14 protein-coding genes are annotated in these 17,023 nt (G+C 48.0%); 10 read left to right on the forward strand and 4 right to left on the reverse strand.

Annotated features, from left to right (window positions below):
* Positions 1-158 precede the first annotated feature (158 nt).
* Positions 159-1,376 (forward strand): bifunctional alpha/beta hydrolase/OsmC family protein, encoded by a 1,218-nt coding sequence (locus Q0882_RS09210; protein ID WP_299180554.1) that lies wholly within the window; start codon positions 159-161, stop codon positions 1,374-1,376.
* Here Q0882_RS09210 and Q0882_RS09215 read toward each other — a convergent pair.
* Both Q0882_RS09215 and Q0882_RS09220 read right to left on the reverse strand, forming a co-directional pair.
* The gene (locus Q0882_RS09215) at positions 1,373-2,188 is read right to left on the reverse strand and encodes an AraC family transcriptional regulator (protein ID WP_299180557.1); all 816 of its coding nucleotides are present in this window, start codon (positions 2,186-2,188) and stop codon (positions 1,373-1,375) included. The genes Q0882_RS09210 and Q0882_RS09215 overlap by 4 nt on opposite strands.
* A 9-nt stretch (positions 2,189-2,197) precedes the next feature.
* On the reverse strand, positions 2,198-2,800 hold the full coding sequence (locus tag Q0882_RS09220) for a LysE family translocator (RefSeq protein WP_299180560.1): 603 nt from the start codon (positions 2,798-2,800) through the stop codon (positions 2,198-2,200).
* Positions 2,801-3,019: 219 nt separating this feature from the next.
* Here Q0882_RS09220 and cysM point away from each other — a divergent pair, with 219 nt between their 5' ends.
* The 9 genes from cysM to Q0882_RS09265 all read left to right on the forward strand — a co-directional run bounded on the left by cysM (position 3,020) and on the right by Q0882_RS09265 (position 14,625).
* Entirely contained in the window at positions 3,020-3,922 is a 903-nt protein-coding gene (gene cysM / locus Q0882_RS09225; RefSeq protein ID WP_299180562.1) for a cysteine synthase CysM, read from the forward strand.
* Positions 3,923-4,171: 249 nt separating this feature from the next.
* Positions 4,172-6,436: a GTP diphosphokinase gene (gene relA / locus Q0882_RS09230; RefSeq protein ID WP_299180564.1), complete on the forward strand. Its 2,265-nt coding sequence runs from the start codon at positions 4,172-4,174 to the stop codon at positions 6,434-6,436.
* A gap of 20 nt (positions 6,437-6,456) precedes the next feature.
* Complete coding sequence (gene mazG, locus Q0882_RS09235; protein ID WP_299180567.1) at positions 6,457-7,278, forward strand: nucleoside triphosphate pyrophosphohydrolase; 822 nt, start codon at positions 6,457-6,459, stop codon at positions 7,276-7,278.
* Positions 7,279-7,280: 2 nt separating this feature from the next.
* Positions 7,281-7,673: a hypothetical protein gene (locus tag Q0882_RS09240; RefSeq protein WP_299180570.1), complete on the forward strand. Its 393-nt coding sequence runs from the start codon at positions 7,281-7,283 to the stop codon at positions 7,671-7,673.
* 142 nt (positions 7,674-7,815) lie between these two features.
* A complete protein-coding gene (gene ppc / locus Q0882_RS09245) occupies positions 7,816-10,425 on the forward strand; it encodes a phosphoenolpyruvate carboxylase (protein ID WP_299180573.1) in 2,610 nt (869 codons plus the stop codon).
* A gap of 377 nt (positions 10,426-10,802) precedes the next feature.
* A complete protein-coding gene (adk, locus tag Q0882_RS09250; RefSeq protein WP_299180575.1) occupies positions 10,803-11,462 on the forward strand; it encodes an adenylate kinase in 660 nt (219 codons plus the stop codon).
* A 124-nt stretch (positions 11,463-11,586) separates the two neighbouring features.
* Positions 11,587-12,597, forward strand: a complete 1,011-nt coding sequence (hemH, locus tag Q0882_RS09255) for a ferrochelatase (RefSeq protein WP_299180577.1) — start codon at positions 11,587-11,589, stop codon at positions 12,595-12,597.
* On the forward strand, positions 12,597-13,334 hold the full coding sequence (rlmB, locus tag Q0882_RS09260) for a 23S rRNA (guanosine(2251)-2'-O)-methyltransferase RlmB (RefSeq protein WP_299180579.1): 738 nt from the start codon (positions 12,597-12,599) through the stop codon (positions 13,332-13,334). The genes hemH and rlmB overlap by 1 nt, the downstream gene beginning before the upstream one ends.
* A gap of 67 nt (positions 13,335-13,401) precedes the next feature.
* Positions 13,402-14,625, forward strand: a complete 1,224-nt coding sequence (locus Q0882_RS09265) for a DEAD/DEAH box helicase (RefSeq protein WP_299180582.1) — start codon at positions 13,402-13,404, stop codon at positions 14,623-14,625.
* 65 nt (positions 14,626-14,690) lie between these two features.
* On the opposite strand, the gene Q0882_RS09270 is transcribed toward Q0882_RS09265, so the two are convergent.
* Positions 14,691-15,866 carry an acetate/propionate family kinase gene (locus tag Q0882_RS09270; protein WP_299180585.1) on the reverse strand — a complete coding sequence of 392 codons (1,176 nt, stop codon included), beginning with the start codon at positions 15,864-15,866 and terminating at the stop codon, positions 14,691-14,693.
* Positions 15,867-15,868: 2 nt separating this feature from the next.
* Positions 15,869-16,837 (reverse strand): bifunctional enoyl-CoA hydratase/phosphate acetyltransferase, encoded by a 969-nt coding sequence (locus tag Q0882_RS09275; RefSeq protein ID WP_299180588.1) that lies wholly within the window; start codon positions 16,835-16,837, stop codon positions 15,869-15,871.
* Positions 16,838-17,023: the final 186 nt, after the last annotated feature.

Raw genomic sequence — 17,023 nt, forward strand, 5'->3', positions numbered from 1 at the left:
CATTGGTTGTTACTATCAGTGCAGTTCCTCTTGCATTAATGCTTACCCTTTTCCCTGTATAAATCTAATTAATGATGTGAATAGATTTTTATAAATAGAGCATCCTGCATAGATCAAAGATACTTAATCGATAAATTGGCTGAATCCGGAGATTGTCGATGAGGACTCAACGTTTAGAATTTACTGGCCATGATGGGGCTGTATTGGCAGCTAGGCTGGACCTTCCAACAGGTAAGCCGGCTGCGTTCGCTCTTTTTGCACACTGTTTTACCTGCTCTAAAGACATACCCGCTGCCCGAAGGATCTCACAACGGCTTGCCTCTCTTGGGGTGGCTGTATTGCGGTTTGATTTTACTGGATTGGGACATTCAGGCGGTGAATTTGCAAATACCGGTTTCAGCTCCAATGTATTGGACCTGTATGAGGCAGCTGAGTATCTGCGAGATCACTATTCTGCTCCACAACTACTGATTGGTCACTCCTTAGGTGGGGCTGCCATGCTTGTAGCTGCTCGTCAGATTCCTGAGGCAAAAGCTGTTGTAACCATCGGTGCGCCGGCTTCTCCTGAACATGTGTTGCATAATTTTGGGAATTCGCTTGAAACTATCTGCAGTGAGGGCAAAGCTGAGGTTGACTTGGGGGGACGGCTATTTCAGATTAATCGTAATTTTGTTGATGAGATCGCTGAAATAAAATTAGAACAGAGTGTTGCGCAACTTAAAAAGGCGTTGTTGGTGATGCATGCACCTATGGATGAAACAGTTGAGTTGGAGAATGCAGCTCGGTTGTTTCAGATGGCGAAACATCCCAAAAGCTTTGTGACGCTTGATGATGCCGATCATCTGCTCAGTAGTCCGAAGGATGCAGAGTATGCAGCTGAGTTAATTTCTACCTGGGCACAGCGTTACATCAACGTCTCTTTATTGCCAAAATTGATGAATGCTCCGGAGGGTATAACTCGTGTGAGCGAAGCCGATGCAGAGAACTTTACTCAAGATATTAGTGTTGCGGGCCATCACCTGATTGCGGATGAGCCGGCGAACTATGGTGGGAGTTATCTTGGGCCAACGCCATATCAGTTAGTTGCGGCTGGACTCGGAGCTTGTACGTCGATGACGATACGGATGTATGCACGACAGAAACAAATACCACTCGAACATGTTCAGGTGGATGTCAGCCATACAAAAATCCACGCACAAGACTGCTCCAGTTGTGAAGAGAGTGCTGGCAAAGTTGATCAATTTTTGAGGAAAATAACCCTTAGTGGAGATCTTACGGATGAGCAGCGAGATCGTCTGATAGCGATCGCAGATCGATGCCCCGTGCATAAAACACTGGAAGGAGAGATTGACATAGTGACAGCGTTGGCAAGTTAAGCGTTAAAGAAAGATTGATATTGCTTGGGTGTCACTGCAACGCGTTTTTTGAAATTACGCTGAAAGTGACTTTGGTCAGCAAAGCCAAGTTGAAGCGCGGTGTCAGCCAGACTGGTCCCGTCTTGCAGGAGCGACTTAGCCTTTTTTATGCGCTGGTCCAGTTGATAGGCATGGGGTGATTGACCGTACCGGTCTTTGAAACTTCGAATAAGGTGGTAGCGGCTTAAGCCGGATTCTTCACTAAATTTTTCAAGAGACCAGTTACTCCCCAACTGATCCATGATGAGTTCCTGTACTCTGCGAATATGAAAATTGTCTCTCTGTTCTTTATATAGCTTTAAGCCTTTCGCGAAATGGTTTTTTAGGAATTCGATCAGATAGGTCTCCGCTTCCAAAGTAGAATCGGGGGCGAGTAATGCTTGGTAAAGTTTATCGAAGTTCTGGAAGCTTAAGGCCTGTTTTTCGTAGAGCTTTGGAAAAGGCAGATAATCTATTCCCTTGCATCCAAAAAGCTCCTGTTGAAGTTTGCCAATCCAGCCGGTATCGACGAATAGCATGCGATAAGACCATTCTCCCTGATCGGGGTTACAGGAGTGGGCGTCACCTGGATTGATCGTTACGGTTGTTCCAGTGCCAATACGATTACGCTGACTCAGGTTGCAATAGTTCGCGCTGCCAGTATCAATCACTCCAAAGGAAAACTCATCATGGGAATGGGTGTGATAACAAGCGGCTGAGCGGCTAGCCGATTTTATCTCTACAAAGGGTAGCATCTGGCATCGGGCTAAAAAGATGCTTTTATCCTGCGCCATAGTTTATTCCTATCCATTGATTAGAATTGAGACAACCGTTAAGCAGAGCAGAAAGCCCATAATATGATTAAAGCGTTTTTGGCGACCGGGTTTTTTAAGATAGTGCTTGATTATATGACCTGCCACGGCCCAAGTAGCAACCCCGGTAAAGCATAATACAAAAGAGATCAGGCAATATGCCAGCAGATAAAAATGTGCACTGTTCTGGCTGAGTACAAAAACGCTGACCCCTGACATTGAAACCAGCCAGGCTTTAGGATTTAAACCCTGACACAATACGCCTTCAATAAAGCTCGGCGGTTTTGAATTAGACTCTGGTTTATCAGGATCGCTGTTTGCGGTTGCAATTTTATAAGCCATATAGAGTAGAAAGGCGCTGCCCAGATAGCGCAGGTTTTCCGTGAATACAGGTGAATTTTGCAATAGTTGATTCAGTCCAATTCCCACTAAAAACACAATCAATGTGTATGAAACTGTAGCCCCCAGGACGTGTGGTACGGTACGTAGAAAACCAAATGAGGCACCGGAGCTTGTCGCAATGATATTAATGGGGCCTGGGGTTATTGCGCCAACCAGGGCAAATATGGACATCGAGAGGAATACAGTCATCATAAGGCGCTCATTTCATATAGTTATGAGTGCAATATGGCCTATAAGGTTGGGCTTTTATTGAACAAAATTGCGGTGGCTGTTTCACATGAGTTTCTTAGAAGCAGTTTTCTTGTGCTTTAGTTGAACCAACGGTAAAATTCCGAGTCATTTAATAGGGTATAAAAGCTATCCTTTTTATAGCTAATTGTTAGTTTCTCCCTTCCACATGGTGAATTTCGTATGAGCACTTATTTCCCAACCATTGAAGATTATGTTGGCAAAACGCCACTGGTGCGTTTGCAGCGTATAGGTCAGGGCAACGGCAATGTCATTCTGTGTAAATTAGAAGGGAATAATCCGGCCGGTTCAGTTAAAGACCGCCCAGCGTTGAGTATGATTCAGCGTGCAGAAGATCGTGGTCAGATTAAGCCTGGTGATACGCTTATCGAAGCAACCTCTGGCAATACGGGGATTGCCCTGGCGATGGCTGCAGCGATTAAGGGCTATAAGATGAAACTGATCATGCCTGATAACAGCAGTGAAGAGCGCAAGGCCTCTATGACTGCCTATGGTGCGGAGTTAATTCCCGTCACCAAAGAGGAGGGCATGGAGGGGGCGCGTGATCTCGCATTGGCGATGCAGGAGCGTGGTGAAGGTATCGTATTAGATCAGTTCTCCAATCTGGATAATCCTGAGGCTCACTATCAGGGGACCGGTCCTGAAATCTGGGAGCAAACAGCAGGTCAGGTCACTCACTTTGTTAGCTCAATGGGGACGACAGGCACCATTATGGGGACCTCCCGCTTCCTAAAAGAGCAAAATGCTGCGGTAGAGATTGTCGGCTTACAACCGAGCGAAGGTGCTCAGATCCCTGGTATCAGACGCTGGCCTAAAGAGTATCTGCCAAAAATCTTTGATGAAAACCGTGTGGATCAGGTTTTGGATATCACCCAGGAGGAGGCTGAAGACACAATGCGTGCATTAGCTCATGAGGAGGGTATTTTCTGCGGTGTCTCCTCTGGTGGCGCGGTTGCGGGTGCATTACGCCTGGCCTCACAGGTAAATAATGCTGTCATCGTATGTATTATTTGTGATCGCGGTGATCGCTATCTGTCTACCGGCGTGTTCAGCAGCGCTGAATAATCGTTTGAAGATATGATAAAAGCCCTGACTGCTGTCGGGGTTTTTTTATATCTAAGTGTTGTGTTTTGGCATTGAAAATGCAGAGTTACTCGCGATTTATATGCTGAAAGAATAGAATAATGCGCCTTGGGAGACAGTGGGGGAGCCGTTAAGGTTGAAATTATGGATGAACGCCCATATCTCCTGAGCAGATAACAATAAGAAAAGCCTATTCAAGGTGAGAATAATTTCTGGGAGTGGTAATAGAACATGGTTAAGGTGCGTCAGGATCAACCCATACGAGATGATGGCACGGTTGATCTGGAATTATGGCTGGAACACCTAAAAGATCTGACTGACATTGATGATGTTGAGCAGATTCGCCTAGCCTGTGAGATGGCCAAAATGGCCCAGGAAAGCTCGGATACAGAGGAAGATATTTGGGCTGAAAACTCCCATAGTAGTTACCGTACTGGGCTGGATATGGCCCAAATTCTTGCTGACCTTCATCAGGATCAGGAATCCTTAATCGCCGCAATTCTCTATCGAGTCGTTCGCGAACGTAAACTCCCGATTGAAAGGGTACGCAAAAAGTTTGGTAAGCCGATCGCCCAGTTGATTCAGGGTGTCTTGCAGATGGCTGCAATCGGCAGTCGTAAAAACCCCCGCATCGATGAGAGTGTTTTGGGTAGTGACACCACGCAGATGGATAATATCCGAAAAATGCTGGTGGCTATGATCGATGATGTCAGGGTCGCACTCATCAAAATTGCTGAGCGGACTTGTGCAATCCGTGGTGTTAAAGATGGATCAAGGCGTAAGCGCTATCTGGTTGCAAGAGAGGTGTTTGATATCTATGCACCGCTTGCCCACCGTTTAGGTATTGGTCACATCAAATGGGAACTTGAAGATCTCTCCTTTCGTTATCTGAAACCGAATGACTATAAACACATAGCTCAACTGCTTGATGAGAAACGTCTCGATCGTCAGGGGTATATCGATCAGGTTGTGGACCGGCTTGAGACGGAGCTCTCCAATGTAAATATTGATGGCGAAGTGAACGGTCGTGCCAAGCATATCTATAGTATCTGGCGCAAAATGCAGCGGAAGAATATTGAGTTCAGCCAGGTATATGATGTGCGTGCGGTACGCATACTGGTACCCCAAAGCCGTGACTGTTATGCCGTTCTTGGGATCGTTCATAGCCTATGGCGCAACATTCCGCACGAATTTGATGATTATATTGCTTCACCTAAACCAAACGGTTACCGCTCTCTACATACGGCTGTCTTCGGCCCCGATGGTAAAGTATTGGAGATCCAGATCCGTACCTTTGATATGCATGAAGAGGCGGAGCTAGGGGTTTGCGCGCACCATCTTTATAAAGGGACAGATACGAAGTCCAATAGTGATGCCTATGAAGATAAGATCGCCTGGTTACGCCAGGTTCTGGAGTGGCATGACGATCTTGGTGAAAGTGAAGGTTTTGGGGAGATGCTACGTGGCGATGTAGTGCAGGATCGCCTCTACATATTTACACCGGATGGCCATGTCATTGATATGCCGAAAGGTGCGACTCCGGTTGATTTTGCTTATCGAGTCCATACCGAGATCGGTCATCGATGTCGGGGCGCGAAAATCAATGGCCGTATTGTGCCTCTGAACCGCCGATTACAAACCGGTGATCAGGTTGAGATCATGACCGGTAACGAAGAGAAGCCTCGTCGGGACTGGCTGAATACCAATTTAGGTTTTGTTACGACCCCGCGTGCCCGGGCAAAGGTTGCTCATTGGTTTAAATTACAGGCCAAAGAGCAGAATGCTGAGGCAGGCCGTTCTATCGTTGTTAAAGAGTTTAAGCGTCTTGCGATCGAGTTGGATGAGTTAGATTTCAATAAAATCAGCGAAGAGGTTAACTACAAAAATACCGAAGATCTCTACGCTGCATTGGGTGCAGGCGATCTACGACTGTCTCAGATTATTAATGCAGCTCAGCGTCAGTTGCTGGCAGAGCCTGAGGAACAACTGGATCTGGAGTTGTCTGGTACATCTGCGGCTTCGAACGAAGCTGCTGAAGGCTTACGTATCCGAGGTGTCGGTAACCTACTCACAACGATGGCAACCTGTTGTAAACCGGTACTGGGTGACCCGATCTCAGGTTATATTACCCAAGGGAGAGGTGTTTCAGTGCACCGCGAAGATTGCTCCAATATGATTCAGCTTCAGGAGCGTGAACCGGAGCGCGTGATAGAGGTTGACTGGGGCGATTCAGGGGAGACTACTTACCCTGTAGATATCTTTATTGAAGCGTTTGACCGGTCTGGTCTGTTGCGTGATGTCATGCTGTTGGTAGCGGCTGAAGATCTGAATATTGTGGCGGCAAATACTTTGTCGGACAAACGAGATAACATCGCTCGTCTAACACTTACGGTTGAGATCTCCAGCCTGGATCTTCTGGGACGGATTATGGATAAGATCAATCAGGTGCCCAACGTAATGGAGGTCCATCGTCAACGTAACGGTGTGACTCACTAATTTTGGTTAAAGGTAGCATCATGTCAGAGCCCTACACCGTTGATGACCTGCTCTATCTGATGTCACGTTTACGCGATCCCGATGGTGGTTGTCCATGGGATCAGAAACAGACCTTTCAGAGCATTGTTCCACATACGCTGGAAGAGGCCTATGAAGTTGCTGATGCTATTGAAAGGCAGGATTGGAATCACCTGAATGATGAGCTAGGGGATCTCCTGTTCCAGGTGATTTTTTATGCCCAGTTGGGAACGGAACAACAGCGTTTTGATTTCTCCACCATCGTCTCCAATCTGGTAGAAAAGCTGATTCGTCGCCATCCTCATGTTTTTCCTGAAGGTCGCTTAGATTCACGTCGTTCTGACGGACTGCTGTCCGATGCCGAAATTAAGCAAAACTGGGAGGCGATCAAGCAGCAGGAGCGAGGTGGCAAGGAGTCTCGGGAACCTGCTCGGGTTCTTGATGATGTCCCTCGGACACTACCTGCGTTATCCCGAGCCGCTAAACTGCAGAAAAGAGCCGCACAGGTTGGGTTTGATTGGCACGAAACCGAATCCGTGCTGGACAAAATGGAAGAGGAGCTTGCCGAACTTCGGGAGGCTATCCGTTCTGGTGATAAAGCTGCTGTAGCGGATGAGATGGGGGATATGATCTTCGCTCAGGTAAATCTGGCACGCCACCTCGGTGTGAATCCAGAGAATGCGGTGAGAGGGACGAACAGTAAGTTTGAGCGTCGTTTCTCCTTTGTTGAAGATCGGGTGCGTGCTTCTGGGCGCGGTTGGGCAGACTTCTCTCTGGCCGAGCTCGATAGTTTCTGGGATGAAGCCAAAAAAGAGGGACTCTAAACGTGTCGTCGATACACTGGTTCCTGTTTGCTTTTGTACTCATTATTGCCTTTGGTTTTTGGAATTGGCAAAAGAGTGATCAACAGATCAAGCAGCTACATGCATCCGGGTTTCAAACTGATTTAGACCTGAAAGGAACGCCGCGCGTTTTGCTTGATAGATCGGCACAACAGATAGCTGTGATCGAACCCAGTGGATACCGTATCTATCCATTCTCTGCTATTAATGATCTGGAGCTGCAGTTTGATGCCAATGTGCATCAGGATGATAATTTTCGTTTGAGGCTGCATCTTATCAATAGCTCCAGAGGCGATGAGATCATTCATTACGAGAGTGAATGGCTCGCTAAAGAGAAGCTTAAAGCCCTCCAGCACGCTATATCTTCAGCACCGTAATCCGATAAGTAAGATCCCCTAATACCTTTTGCCAGTAGAGCCTAATCCTCTGAAAGGCTGGTGTTTTTCTTCTTTTTTATACGGTAGCATCGGGTGTAGCCGACTCCATCGGAATGCGAATTTTTAGCGTCAGGAGGGATATATGACCGATCTGCACGAAGCTTTACGCGATGATGTTCGAATGTTGGGCACAAGCCTTGGAGCTACGATTAAATCTGATCTTGGTGATGAGTTTTTCACTAAGATTGAGAAGGTGCGTAATTTAGCGAAAGAGGGGCGCACTGATGAGCAACCAGCCTATGAAGAACTTTTGCAGGCTTTGCATGAGCTGAGTGAAGATGATGTATTGCCGCTTTCAAGGGCGTTTACTCAATTCCTTAATCTCGCCAATATCGCCGAGGAACATCACCGGGTTAGACGTCATCTGGAGGTGTCAGATGTCTGTACACCTGATTCGCTCTGTACCCTTTTTGCGCAGCTGCGACAGAAAGGTTTCTCTCCAAAGCAGATCTCTGAAGCGTTGAATAATACTCAGATTGATCTGGTTCTCACCGCCCACCCTACCGAAGTGAATCGCCGGACCCTGATTCAGAAATATGATGATATTGCGGATTGCTTGCGCCGTTTGGATCAGGGTGATGAAGGCGCCCAGCTTCGTCTGGATGAACTGATTCGTCAAATCTGGCATACCGATGAGATTCGCAAACAGCGGCCAACCCCTGTAGATGAAGCCAAATGGGGCTTTGCTGTTATTGAAAATTCGCTGTGGACCGCTGTACCCAAATTTCTCCGACGTCTTGATGCCCAGCTGAATGAAACGCTGGGTGAGCGGTTGGCGCTGGATGCCTCCCCGATCCGATTTGCCTCCTGGATGGGTGGTGATCGTGATGGTAACCCTAATGTTACCTCCAAAGTGACGGAAGAGGTGTTGTTGCTCTCAAGGTGGATGGCGGCAGATCTTTACCTGAACGATATCGATGCTTTGCGGGCAGAACTGTCCATGTTCCGTGCAAGCAAAGAACTGAAAGAGAGAGTGGGTGATACGGCTGAGCCCTATCGTAAGTTGTTGGGTGAGGTGCGCGATAAGCTTGCGGCAACTAAGAACTGGGTCGCTAGTCAACTTTCAGGTCAACCTCATTCCTGTGAGGGGCTCTATCAGCGTGATGAGGAGTTGCTTGAGCCTCTGATGCTCTGTTATCGCTCTTTGCAGGCTTGTGGTATGGAGATCATTGCTGAGAGTGCCTTGGAAGATATTATTCGGCGCATCGCATGTTTCGGCCTGACTCTCGTTAAGCTTGATATCCGTCAGAGCTCAGATCGTCATGCACAGGTGTTTGAAGAGCTTTCTCAATTTTATGGATTGGGCTCCTATAACGGATGGAGTGAAGAGGGACGACAGAGTTTTCTCCTGAAAGAGTTGCAGAGCCGGCGGCCGTTGCTACCTAGTGACTGGTCACCGTCCGCGGAAGTTCAGGAGGTGATCGATACCTGTCGAGTGGTTGCCAATGCAGAGAAAAGTGCCTTAGGTTCCTATGTGATCTCGATGGCAAGCCAGCCTTCAGATGTGCTCGCTGTTATTCTTTTGCTAAGGGAGATGGGCATCGGTCACAATATGCGGGTGGCGCCGTTGTTTGAGACTCTCGCTGATCTGGAAAATGCGCGTGATTGTATCGATGCATTGTTAAAGGTTGATTGGTACAAAGCCTATACAGAGGGGCATCAGGAGGTCATGATCGGTTACTCTGACTCCTCCAAAGATGCCGGCCAGTTGGCAGCCGCCTGGGGACAGTTTAAGGCTCAGGAGGGACTAACTGAGCTGTGTCAGACTCATAATGTGCATCTCACACTATTTCATGGCCGTGGCGGTACAGTAGGCCGGGGTGGTGGTCCAAGTCATACGGCTATTCTGGCTCAACCTCCGGGGTCTGTGGACCATAGTTTGCGCCTGACCGAGCAGGGCGAAATGATCCGCTTCAAATATGGTATGCCTGATCTGGCAGTCCGAAATCTGGAACTTTGCACTGGTGCGGTGCTTGAGGCAACACTTAATCCTGCCCCTGGGCCGGAAGAGGCTTGGCGTGAACAGATGGAGACAATGGCACAGCAGGGGTTGAGTGAGTATCGTGCCATAGTGCGTGAAGACTCAATGTTCGTTCCCTACTTCAGAGCGGCGACGCCAGAGCAGGAGCTGGCAAAACTTCCCCTGGGATCTCGCCCCGCAAAACGACGTCAGGATGGAGGTGTAGAGAGCCTGCGGGCGATTCCCTGGATCTTTGCCTGGACCCAGATTCGTTTGATGCTGCCTGCCTGGCTTGGAAGCGATAAAGCGTTGAACAGTGCTATGAATAACAGCAGCGCGGAGTTGGTTAAGCAGATGTATCAGCAGTGGCCTTTTTTCCGTTCAACCATCGATATGCTCGAGATGGTGTTGGCTAAAAGTGATCGTAATATCTCGGCTTACTATGACGAGCGTTTGGTGTCTCAGGAGCTGCGTATACTGGGTTCCAGCTTGAGAAATCGGCTGGGTGAGGTTGTAGATGTGATCAATCAAATTAAAGGGCAGGCGGGATTACTTGAAGGGAATCCGGTTATTCGCCAATCGATCGATGTCCGTAACCCCTATATTGATCCATTGCACTTTTTACAAGCGGAACTGTTGCACCGTGACCGTAATCAACCTAATCAGCGTCTGGAGCAGGCTTTGATGGTTACGATGGCGGGGATCTCCGCGGGTATGAGGAATACGGGTTAGGTCTGTTCTTGATCGGCAGATACTGCGATGCAACATTTATTGCTTGAATGTCGGGGTGCAGATGACGTAACCTCGATTGCTGCTCTGTGGAACCGGAGGCCTTAGCTTCTGTATGACAGATCAGGGAGTGATGTGGGCAACAGGTATAGGTTGTAGAGCGGATAAAGTTAATTTTACGGGGATCTCTAGTCGTGTTAACGCATCCTTTAGTTGATCCCTGGTAGTCCTAATGTCGAATTGTTCGGCATCTGAGGCATGGTATTGTCCGGCATTAACGTTTTTTCTGATTCAAGAATTTCGTTTTTTCGATAGCTGATACGCATCGGGAAAGCAGCAATTTATAAAATTATAAACTTACTAAGTTAGGAGTCTCCTGTATGCGTATTATCCTTCTGGGCGCACCAGGCGCAGGTAAAGGTACTCAGGCACAGTACATCACAGAAAAATACAGCATTCCCCAGATCTCTACGGGTGATATGCTGCGTGCTGCAGTGAAAGCGGGTACCCCACTGGGCGTGAAAGCCAAAGAAGTTATGGACGCAGGTCAGCTGGTTTCCGATGAGATTATCATCGGCCTGGTTAAAGAGCGTATTGCTGAAGCTGATTGTGAAAATGGTTTCCTGTTTGATGGTTTCCCTCGTACGATTCCACAGGCTGATGCATTGAAAGATGCAGGCGTTAAGATCGATGCTGTAGTTGAAATTGATGTTGCAGATGAAGAGATCGTTAAGCGTATGGCGGGTCGTCGTGTACATCCGGGTTCTGGTCGTACTTACCATGTTGTCTTCAATCCACCTAAGGTTGAGGGTAAAGATGACGTGACTGGTGAAGATCTGGTTCAGCGTGCTGATGATGCTGAAGATACAGTACGTGATCGTTTGAACGTCTACCATGATCAGACTGCACCTCTGATCACATACTACAAAGGCTGGGCGGAAGAAGATGCAGCGGCTGCACCTGCTTACGTCTATGTTCCAGGTGTAGGTTCTGTCGAAGATATTCGCGATGCAGTATTTGCAGGTCTGGAAAACGCTTAAGCGACAGATCTGGATTCGTATAAAAACCGTACCCTATTGGGTACGGTTTTTTTATGTCTGCTTGCTGGGCTTTTGTGCGTAGTTTCGGGATAATCACGCTCTTAATGAAGAGGAATGTTGCTGAATGAGCCAATCTGGGAAAGCCGCTGTTGTATTAGTTAATCTGGGAACTCCAGATAAAGCGGAAGCAGGAGCTGTACGCCGATACCTGAAAGAGTTCCTGTCTGATGATCGTGTTGTCGAGGGTAAAGGGCTCAGACGTCTGCTGTGGTTGTCAGTTCTCAATGGCATTATCCTGAATCTGAGGCCCTCTAAAGTAGCTAAAGCCTATGCCAGTATCTGGGAAGATGATTCTCCGATGCGGAAAATACTCGATAAGCAGGTTGCAGAGTTACACCTGTCGCTACAGCAACGCTATGGCAGCAGGGCGCCAGATGTCTTCTCAGCGATGACATATGGCAAGCCCGGGTTAACAATGCGTTTGCAGAAACTGGCTGAGAGTGGATATGCCAAGGTTTTAGTTGTTCCAATGTACCCTCAGTATTCAGCGACGACTACGGCACCCGTCTATGACCAGGTTGCCCGGTTTCAACTGAAGCAGCGCAGGGTTTTGGATATTCGAATTGTAAACTCCTATTATAATCACCCTGACTATATCTCCGCGTTAGCTGAACAGATTAGTCGGTATCAGGAGCAAGAGGGTAGGGCTGATAAGCTAATCCTCTCCTATCATGGTATCCCCAGAGAGTATGCGGACAAAGGTGATCCTTATCCTGATCAGTGTCATCAAACATCAGAACTGGTAGCCAAAAAAATGGGGTTGGCAGATACGCAGTGGATGACCACTTTTCAATCCCGCTTTGGCCCGGCTGAATGGATGCAGCCTTATACAGATAAAACGCTGGAGGCCTTACCTGGAAAAAGTGTGAAATCTGTTCAGATTACCTGCCCAGCTTTTTCTGCGGATTGTCTGGAAACCCTTGAGGAGATCGCTATCGAAAATCGAGATCTGTTTCTCAAGGCAGGGGGAGAAACTTATCAATACATCCCGGCGCTTAATGCGGAAGCAGCCTTTATTGAACTGTTAGCCAGTTTGGTTCAGGAGCAGGCCGGTGATTGGGTAGGAGTACGCTAATGCAGTATGAACATCTATTCGGAATCCATGCGGTCAGTACAGCCCTAAAACGGGATGCCCAGCGTATACAGAGAATTTTAATTCTCAAAGGCCGTCGTGATGAACGTATGCAGCGCCTGATAGAAGCAGCGGTGGGGCTCAAAATACAGATTGAGCAGGTTAGTAAGCGAGAGCTTGAATCCCTGGTGGAGGGGAGTGTTCATCAGGGTGTGGTTGCTTTCTGCAAGCCGATACAGACCTATAATGAAAAATCACTGGAACAGTTATTGGATAACCTCGATGGGGAGGCGTTTCTGCTCGTTCTTGATGGCGTAACAGACCCGCATAATTTGGGAGCATGTCTGAGGACTGCTGATGCTGCTGGTGTACAGGCCGTCATCGCACCGAAGGATAAATCGGCACCGTTAAATGCTACAGCAGCTAAGGTGGCTTGTGGGGCAGCTGAAGCCGTCCCCTATGTGTTAGTGACAAATCTGGCCAGAACACTGAAACAGCTGCAGGAGCGAGGTGTCTGGATTACAGGTACCGCAGGTGAGACCGATCAGGATATCTATATGGCAAACCTCAAAGGCCCAATGGCACTGGTCATGGGGGCCGAGGGACAAGGAATGAGACGACTGACACGCGAGCATTGTGATCAGTTAGTGAAAATACCTATGGCCGGAGAAGTTAGCAGTCTGAATGTTTCTGTGGCGACAGGGATCTGTTTGTTTGAAGCCGTACGCCAACGCGGTTAAGCCTGATTTTTAATTCCCGTAAAGCGTTGAAGGGGACTTCAGCGCTTTCTTTATTTCTGGATCTTCCATGTTTAAAGATATTGCGCTAGCCGCTCAACTCGAACAAAACCTTAAATCACTGGGCTACAGTGAAGCAACAGAGGTGCAGGCACGCTCTGTATCGCGATTGCTTGAGGGGCAGGACCTGTTGGTGAGTTCTCCTACCGGCACGGGTAAAACAGCAGCGTACCTGATACCGTTGATTCAGGAGCTGACGAGAGGGAAGTCTCCCTCACGTCAGCCCAAAGCTTTGGTTTTGGTCCCTGTTCGAGAGTTGGCGGAACAGGTTGTGAAGCAGTTTCAGGCGTTAGCCCAAGGGTTAGAGCTTGATGCTGTTTCAATTGTAGGTGGTCAGGATTTTAAGCAACAGGAGAAAAAGCTGCAGCGTGCCGACTTAGTTGTGGCTACGCCGGGCCGTGTACTACCTCACCTGGAAAATCGCTCGATTGAATTAGATAGCCTTGATCTGTTAGTGCTTGATGAAGCTGACCGAATGTTGGAAACCGGCTTTCAGGAAAGTCTGGAAAACATTATCGTTGAATGCCCGCAAGCCCGGCAGACACTGCTAATCTCAGCCACGCTCCCCTCAGCTGTCCGGAAGATGGCAGATTCGATATTGGTTGAGCCCGAATGGATTCGAGTCGGCAAAGCGGTGGATAGCGGTGAGCAAATAAAACAATCCATCGTGCTCTCAGATGATCAGAGCCATAAAGATAAGCAGCTTTGCTGGCTTCTTCAGAATGAGAGTTTTAATAAAGCGATTGTGTTTACAAACAGTAAAACGCAGGCACGGCGTTTAGATGGATTTCTCCGATACCATAAATTCAGGGCAGCTTTGCTGCATGGGGATGTTCAGCAAAAAGGACGTTTTGCGACGATAGAGGGGTTCCGAAAGGGCACGACCAACGTGCTGGTCACAACCGATCTTGCATCACGTGGTCTTGATGTTGAAGGCGTTGATCTGGTGATTAATCTTGAGATGCCGCGTAAAGGCGATCTCTATCTTCATCGAATCGGTCGTACCGGGAGAGCCGGGGAGAAGGGAGAGGCAATTTCCCTGATTGATCCGGCAGAATGGAATCTGATGTCTTCGATCGAGCGTTATCTGAAGATTCGTTTTCGGCGGAAACTGATTGAAGGGCTGGTCGGCCATTATAAAGGACCTAAAAAACTTAAAGCTTCAGGCAAGGCTGCTTCTACAAAGAAAAAGAAGAAAAAAACTGATAAGAAAACGCTACGCAAAAAACGGTAACTGACCTGGTTTAGTTAGCGAAAGGGAGGATGAGGCTCAACTTTAGCGGGACCTCATCCTGCTGGTTATGTCAACTCTTCGACATGAAGTGCGATCATCGCTTCCTCATTGGTGGGGATAACACGTACTTTAACAGCCGATTGTGCAGTACTAATTTCAGGTAGTGCTGCAAGGTTGGCCTGACTGTCGTATTTCACTCCAAGCCAGTGCATTCGGTCCAGAATACGTTGCCGTACATCTGCATCATTCTCCCCGACACCTCCAGTGAATACTATCTGTTCAAGCCCTTCCAGTGCTGCACTTAATCGGCCGGCTTCAAGCGCAGCCCGATAACAGAACATCTCTATTGCCTGATCTGCTTCATCGGCTTCGGATTGATGCAGTTCAAGCATATCTGAACTGAGCCCAGAGACACCCAACCAGCCGCTCTGTTTATAGATCATTGTTTCAAGATCATCTGTGCTCATCTGATGGTGGCGTTGCAGGTAGAGCAGGACTCCCGGGTCAATATTACCGCACCGGCTTCCCATCGGGAGGCCATCAACTGCAGTAAATCCCATTGACGAGGCGATCGAACTGCCCTTTTTAATCGCACACATACTCGCGCCTGCTCCTAAGTGGCAGACAATGGTATTGAGGGTTCCAGAGTTTAGCTTTAAGAGTTCACGTTGAATAAACTCATATGAAAGCCCATGAAATCCATATCGGTGGACACCTTCTGCGGTATATTTCTTAGGTATTGCGTAATAACGTTCCAGGGCTGTCTGGCTGGCATGAAACATCGTGTCAAAGCAGGCAACTTGAGGTAGCTCTGGGGCCAGTGCTCTGCAAGCATGAATAAGTTTCAAATTATAAGGCTGGTGGAGCGGTGCGAGCGGGATAAAAGAGGCAAGCTCAGCCAACAGGCTATCATCAATAATCTGCGGGTCGCTGAAGGCAGACCCGCCATGAACAACACGGTGTCCGATCGCGCATAACTGGTTATCACTCACTTCATCAGTAAGCCAGTTAAGAATAACGTTCAGACAGGCTTGATGGCGTTGATCAGCCGGTAGGTGGTCGAACTCGGGCTCCTGTTGCGATAACAGGCTTCCATCTGAATCCATTACCCTCACAAGAGGTTGGTTTAAGATATTACTGAGCTTAAAACTGTATCTCAGAATCAGGTCAGTATCAGTGCGCTCAAAGAGAGCGCATTTAAGGCTTGATGAGCCACCATTAACCGTGAGAATTGTCTGCATAGTTATCGCTGCTGATGATGAACCATGTGAGAGGCGAGTGCGCAGGAGGCCAAACGGCCTAGCGTTTTTTCTGCACGACTGGTTAGAATGATCGGGACTTTAGCACCCAGGGCGATACCAGCGGATTTAGCATTGGCTAGATACATGAGCTGTTTTGCGATCATGTTAGCCGCTTCAAGGTCGGGCGCCAGGAGGATATCCGCGTCACCTGATACATCAGAGACAATATGTTTGTCGATAGCCGCTTGCTTTGAAATGGCATTATCAAATGCCAGGGGGCCATCAATTAAGCCGCCTGTCAGCTGCTCGCGGTCAGCCATTTTACAAAGTGCAGCCGCATCTAGCGTACTCTGAATATTGGGCTTTACCTTTTCCACTGCAGACAGAATGGCAACTTTCGGAACTTCGACACCGAGCGCTCGGCAGAAATCGATCGCATTTTGTGTGATATCTTTTTTGCAGTAAAGATCCGGCACAATATTGATAGCTGCATCGGTAATCACTAAGGGTTTGTGATAATTAGGGATATCAAAGACAAATACATGGCTTAGCCTGCGCTCTGTACGGATCCCCTTTGTTTTATGCACTACGGCACGTAACAGCTCAGAAGTTCCAAGGTGCCCCTTCATCAATGCTTCAGCTTCACCCCGTTTAATGACTTCACAGGCAACTTCAGCGGCTGCGTGACTATGTTCAGTGTTGATCAGTTCAAAGTTACTGATATCAAGGTTCTGCTCTTCAGCCACGGATCGGATTTTCATCTCCGGGCCAATCAGAATCGGGACTATCAAGTCGTGCTCAGCAGCTTCAACGGCACCAATAAGGCTGTTGCTATCCACTGGGTGGGCAACTGCGGTACGAATTGGGCGAGCTTTTTCAGCTTGCTCAATAAAAAATTCTAATTGGTCATGAAGCGGTGGCTTCTCTTTGATAACCATTGATACCTCTGAGTCGTTTTCGAAAAGTAACATTCCAGTTCCCCCTTGCATCTATGGATCTCGAAGAGGGTAACTAAAGTCTATTACCTGATTATGACGCACTGCAGCAATATTTCTACTGATATGAATCAGATAAGGTGTTAGCTATCAAAAATTAGAGTGTTGGTGATCTGAATTAGATCGCTAGGCTCACCGAAACTGAGTTAGGAGCTGGCTCGT

This window comes from uncultured Neptuniibacter sp., assembly GCF_947498015.1.
GTDB lineage: Bacteria > Pseudomonadota > Gammaproteobacteria > Pseudomonadales > Balneatricaceae > Neptuniibacter.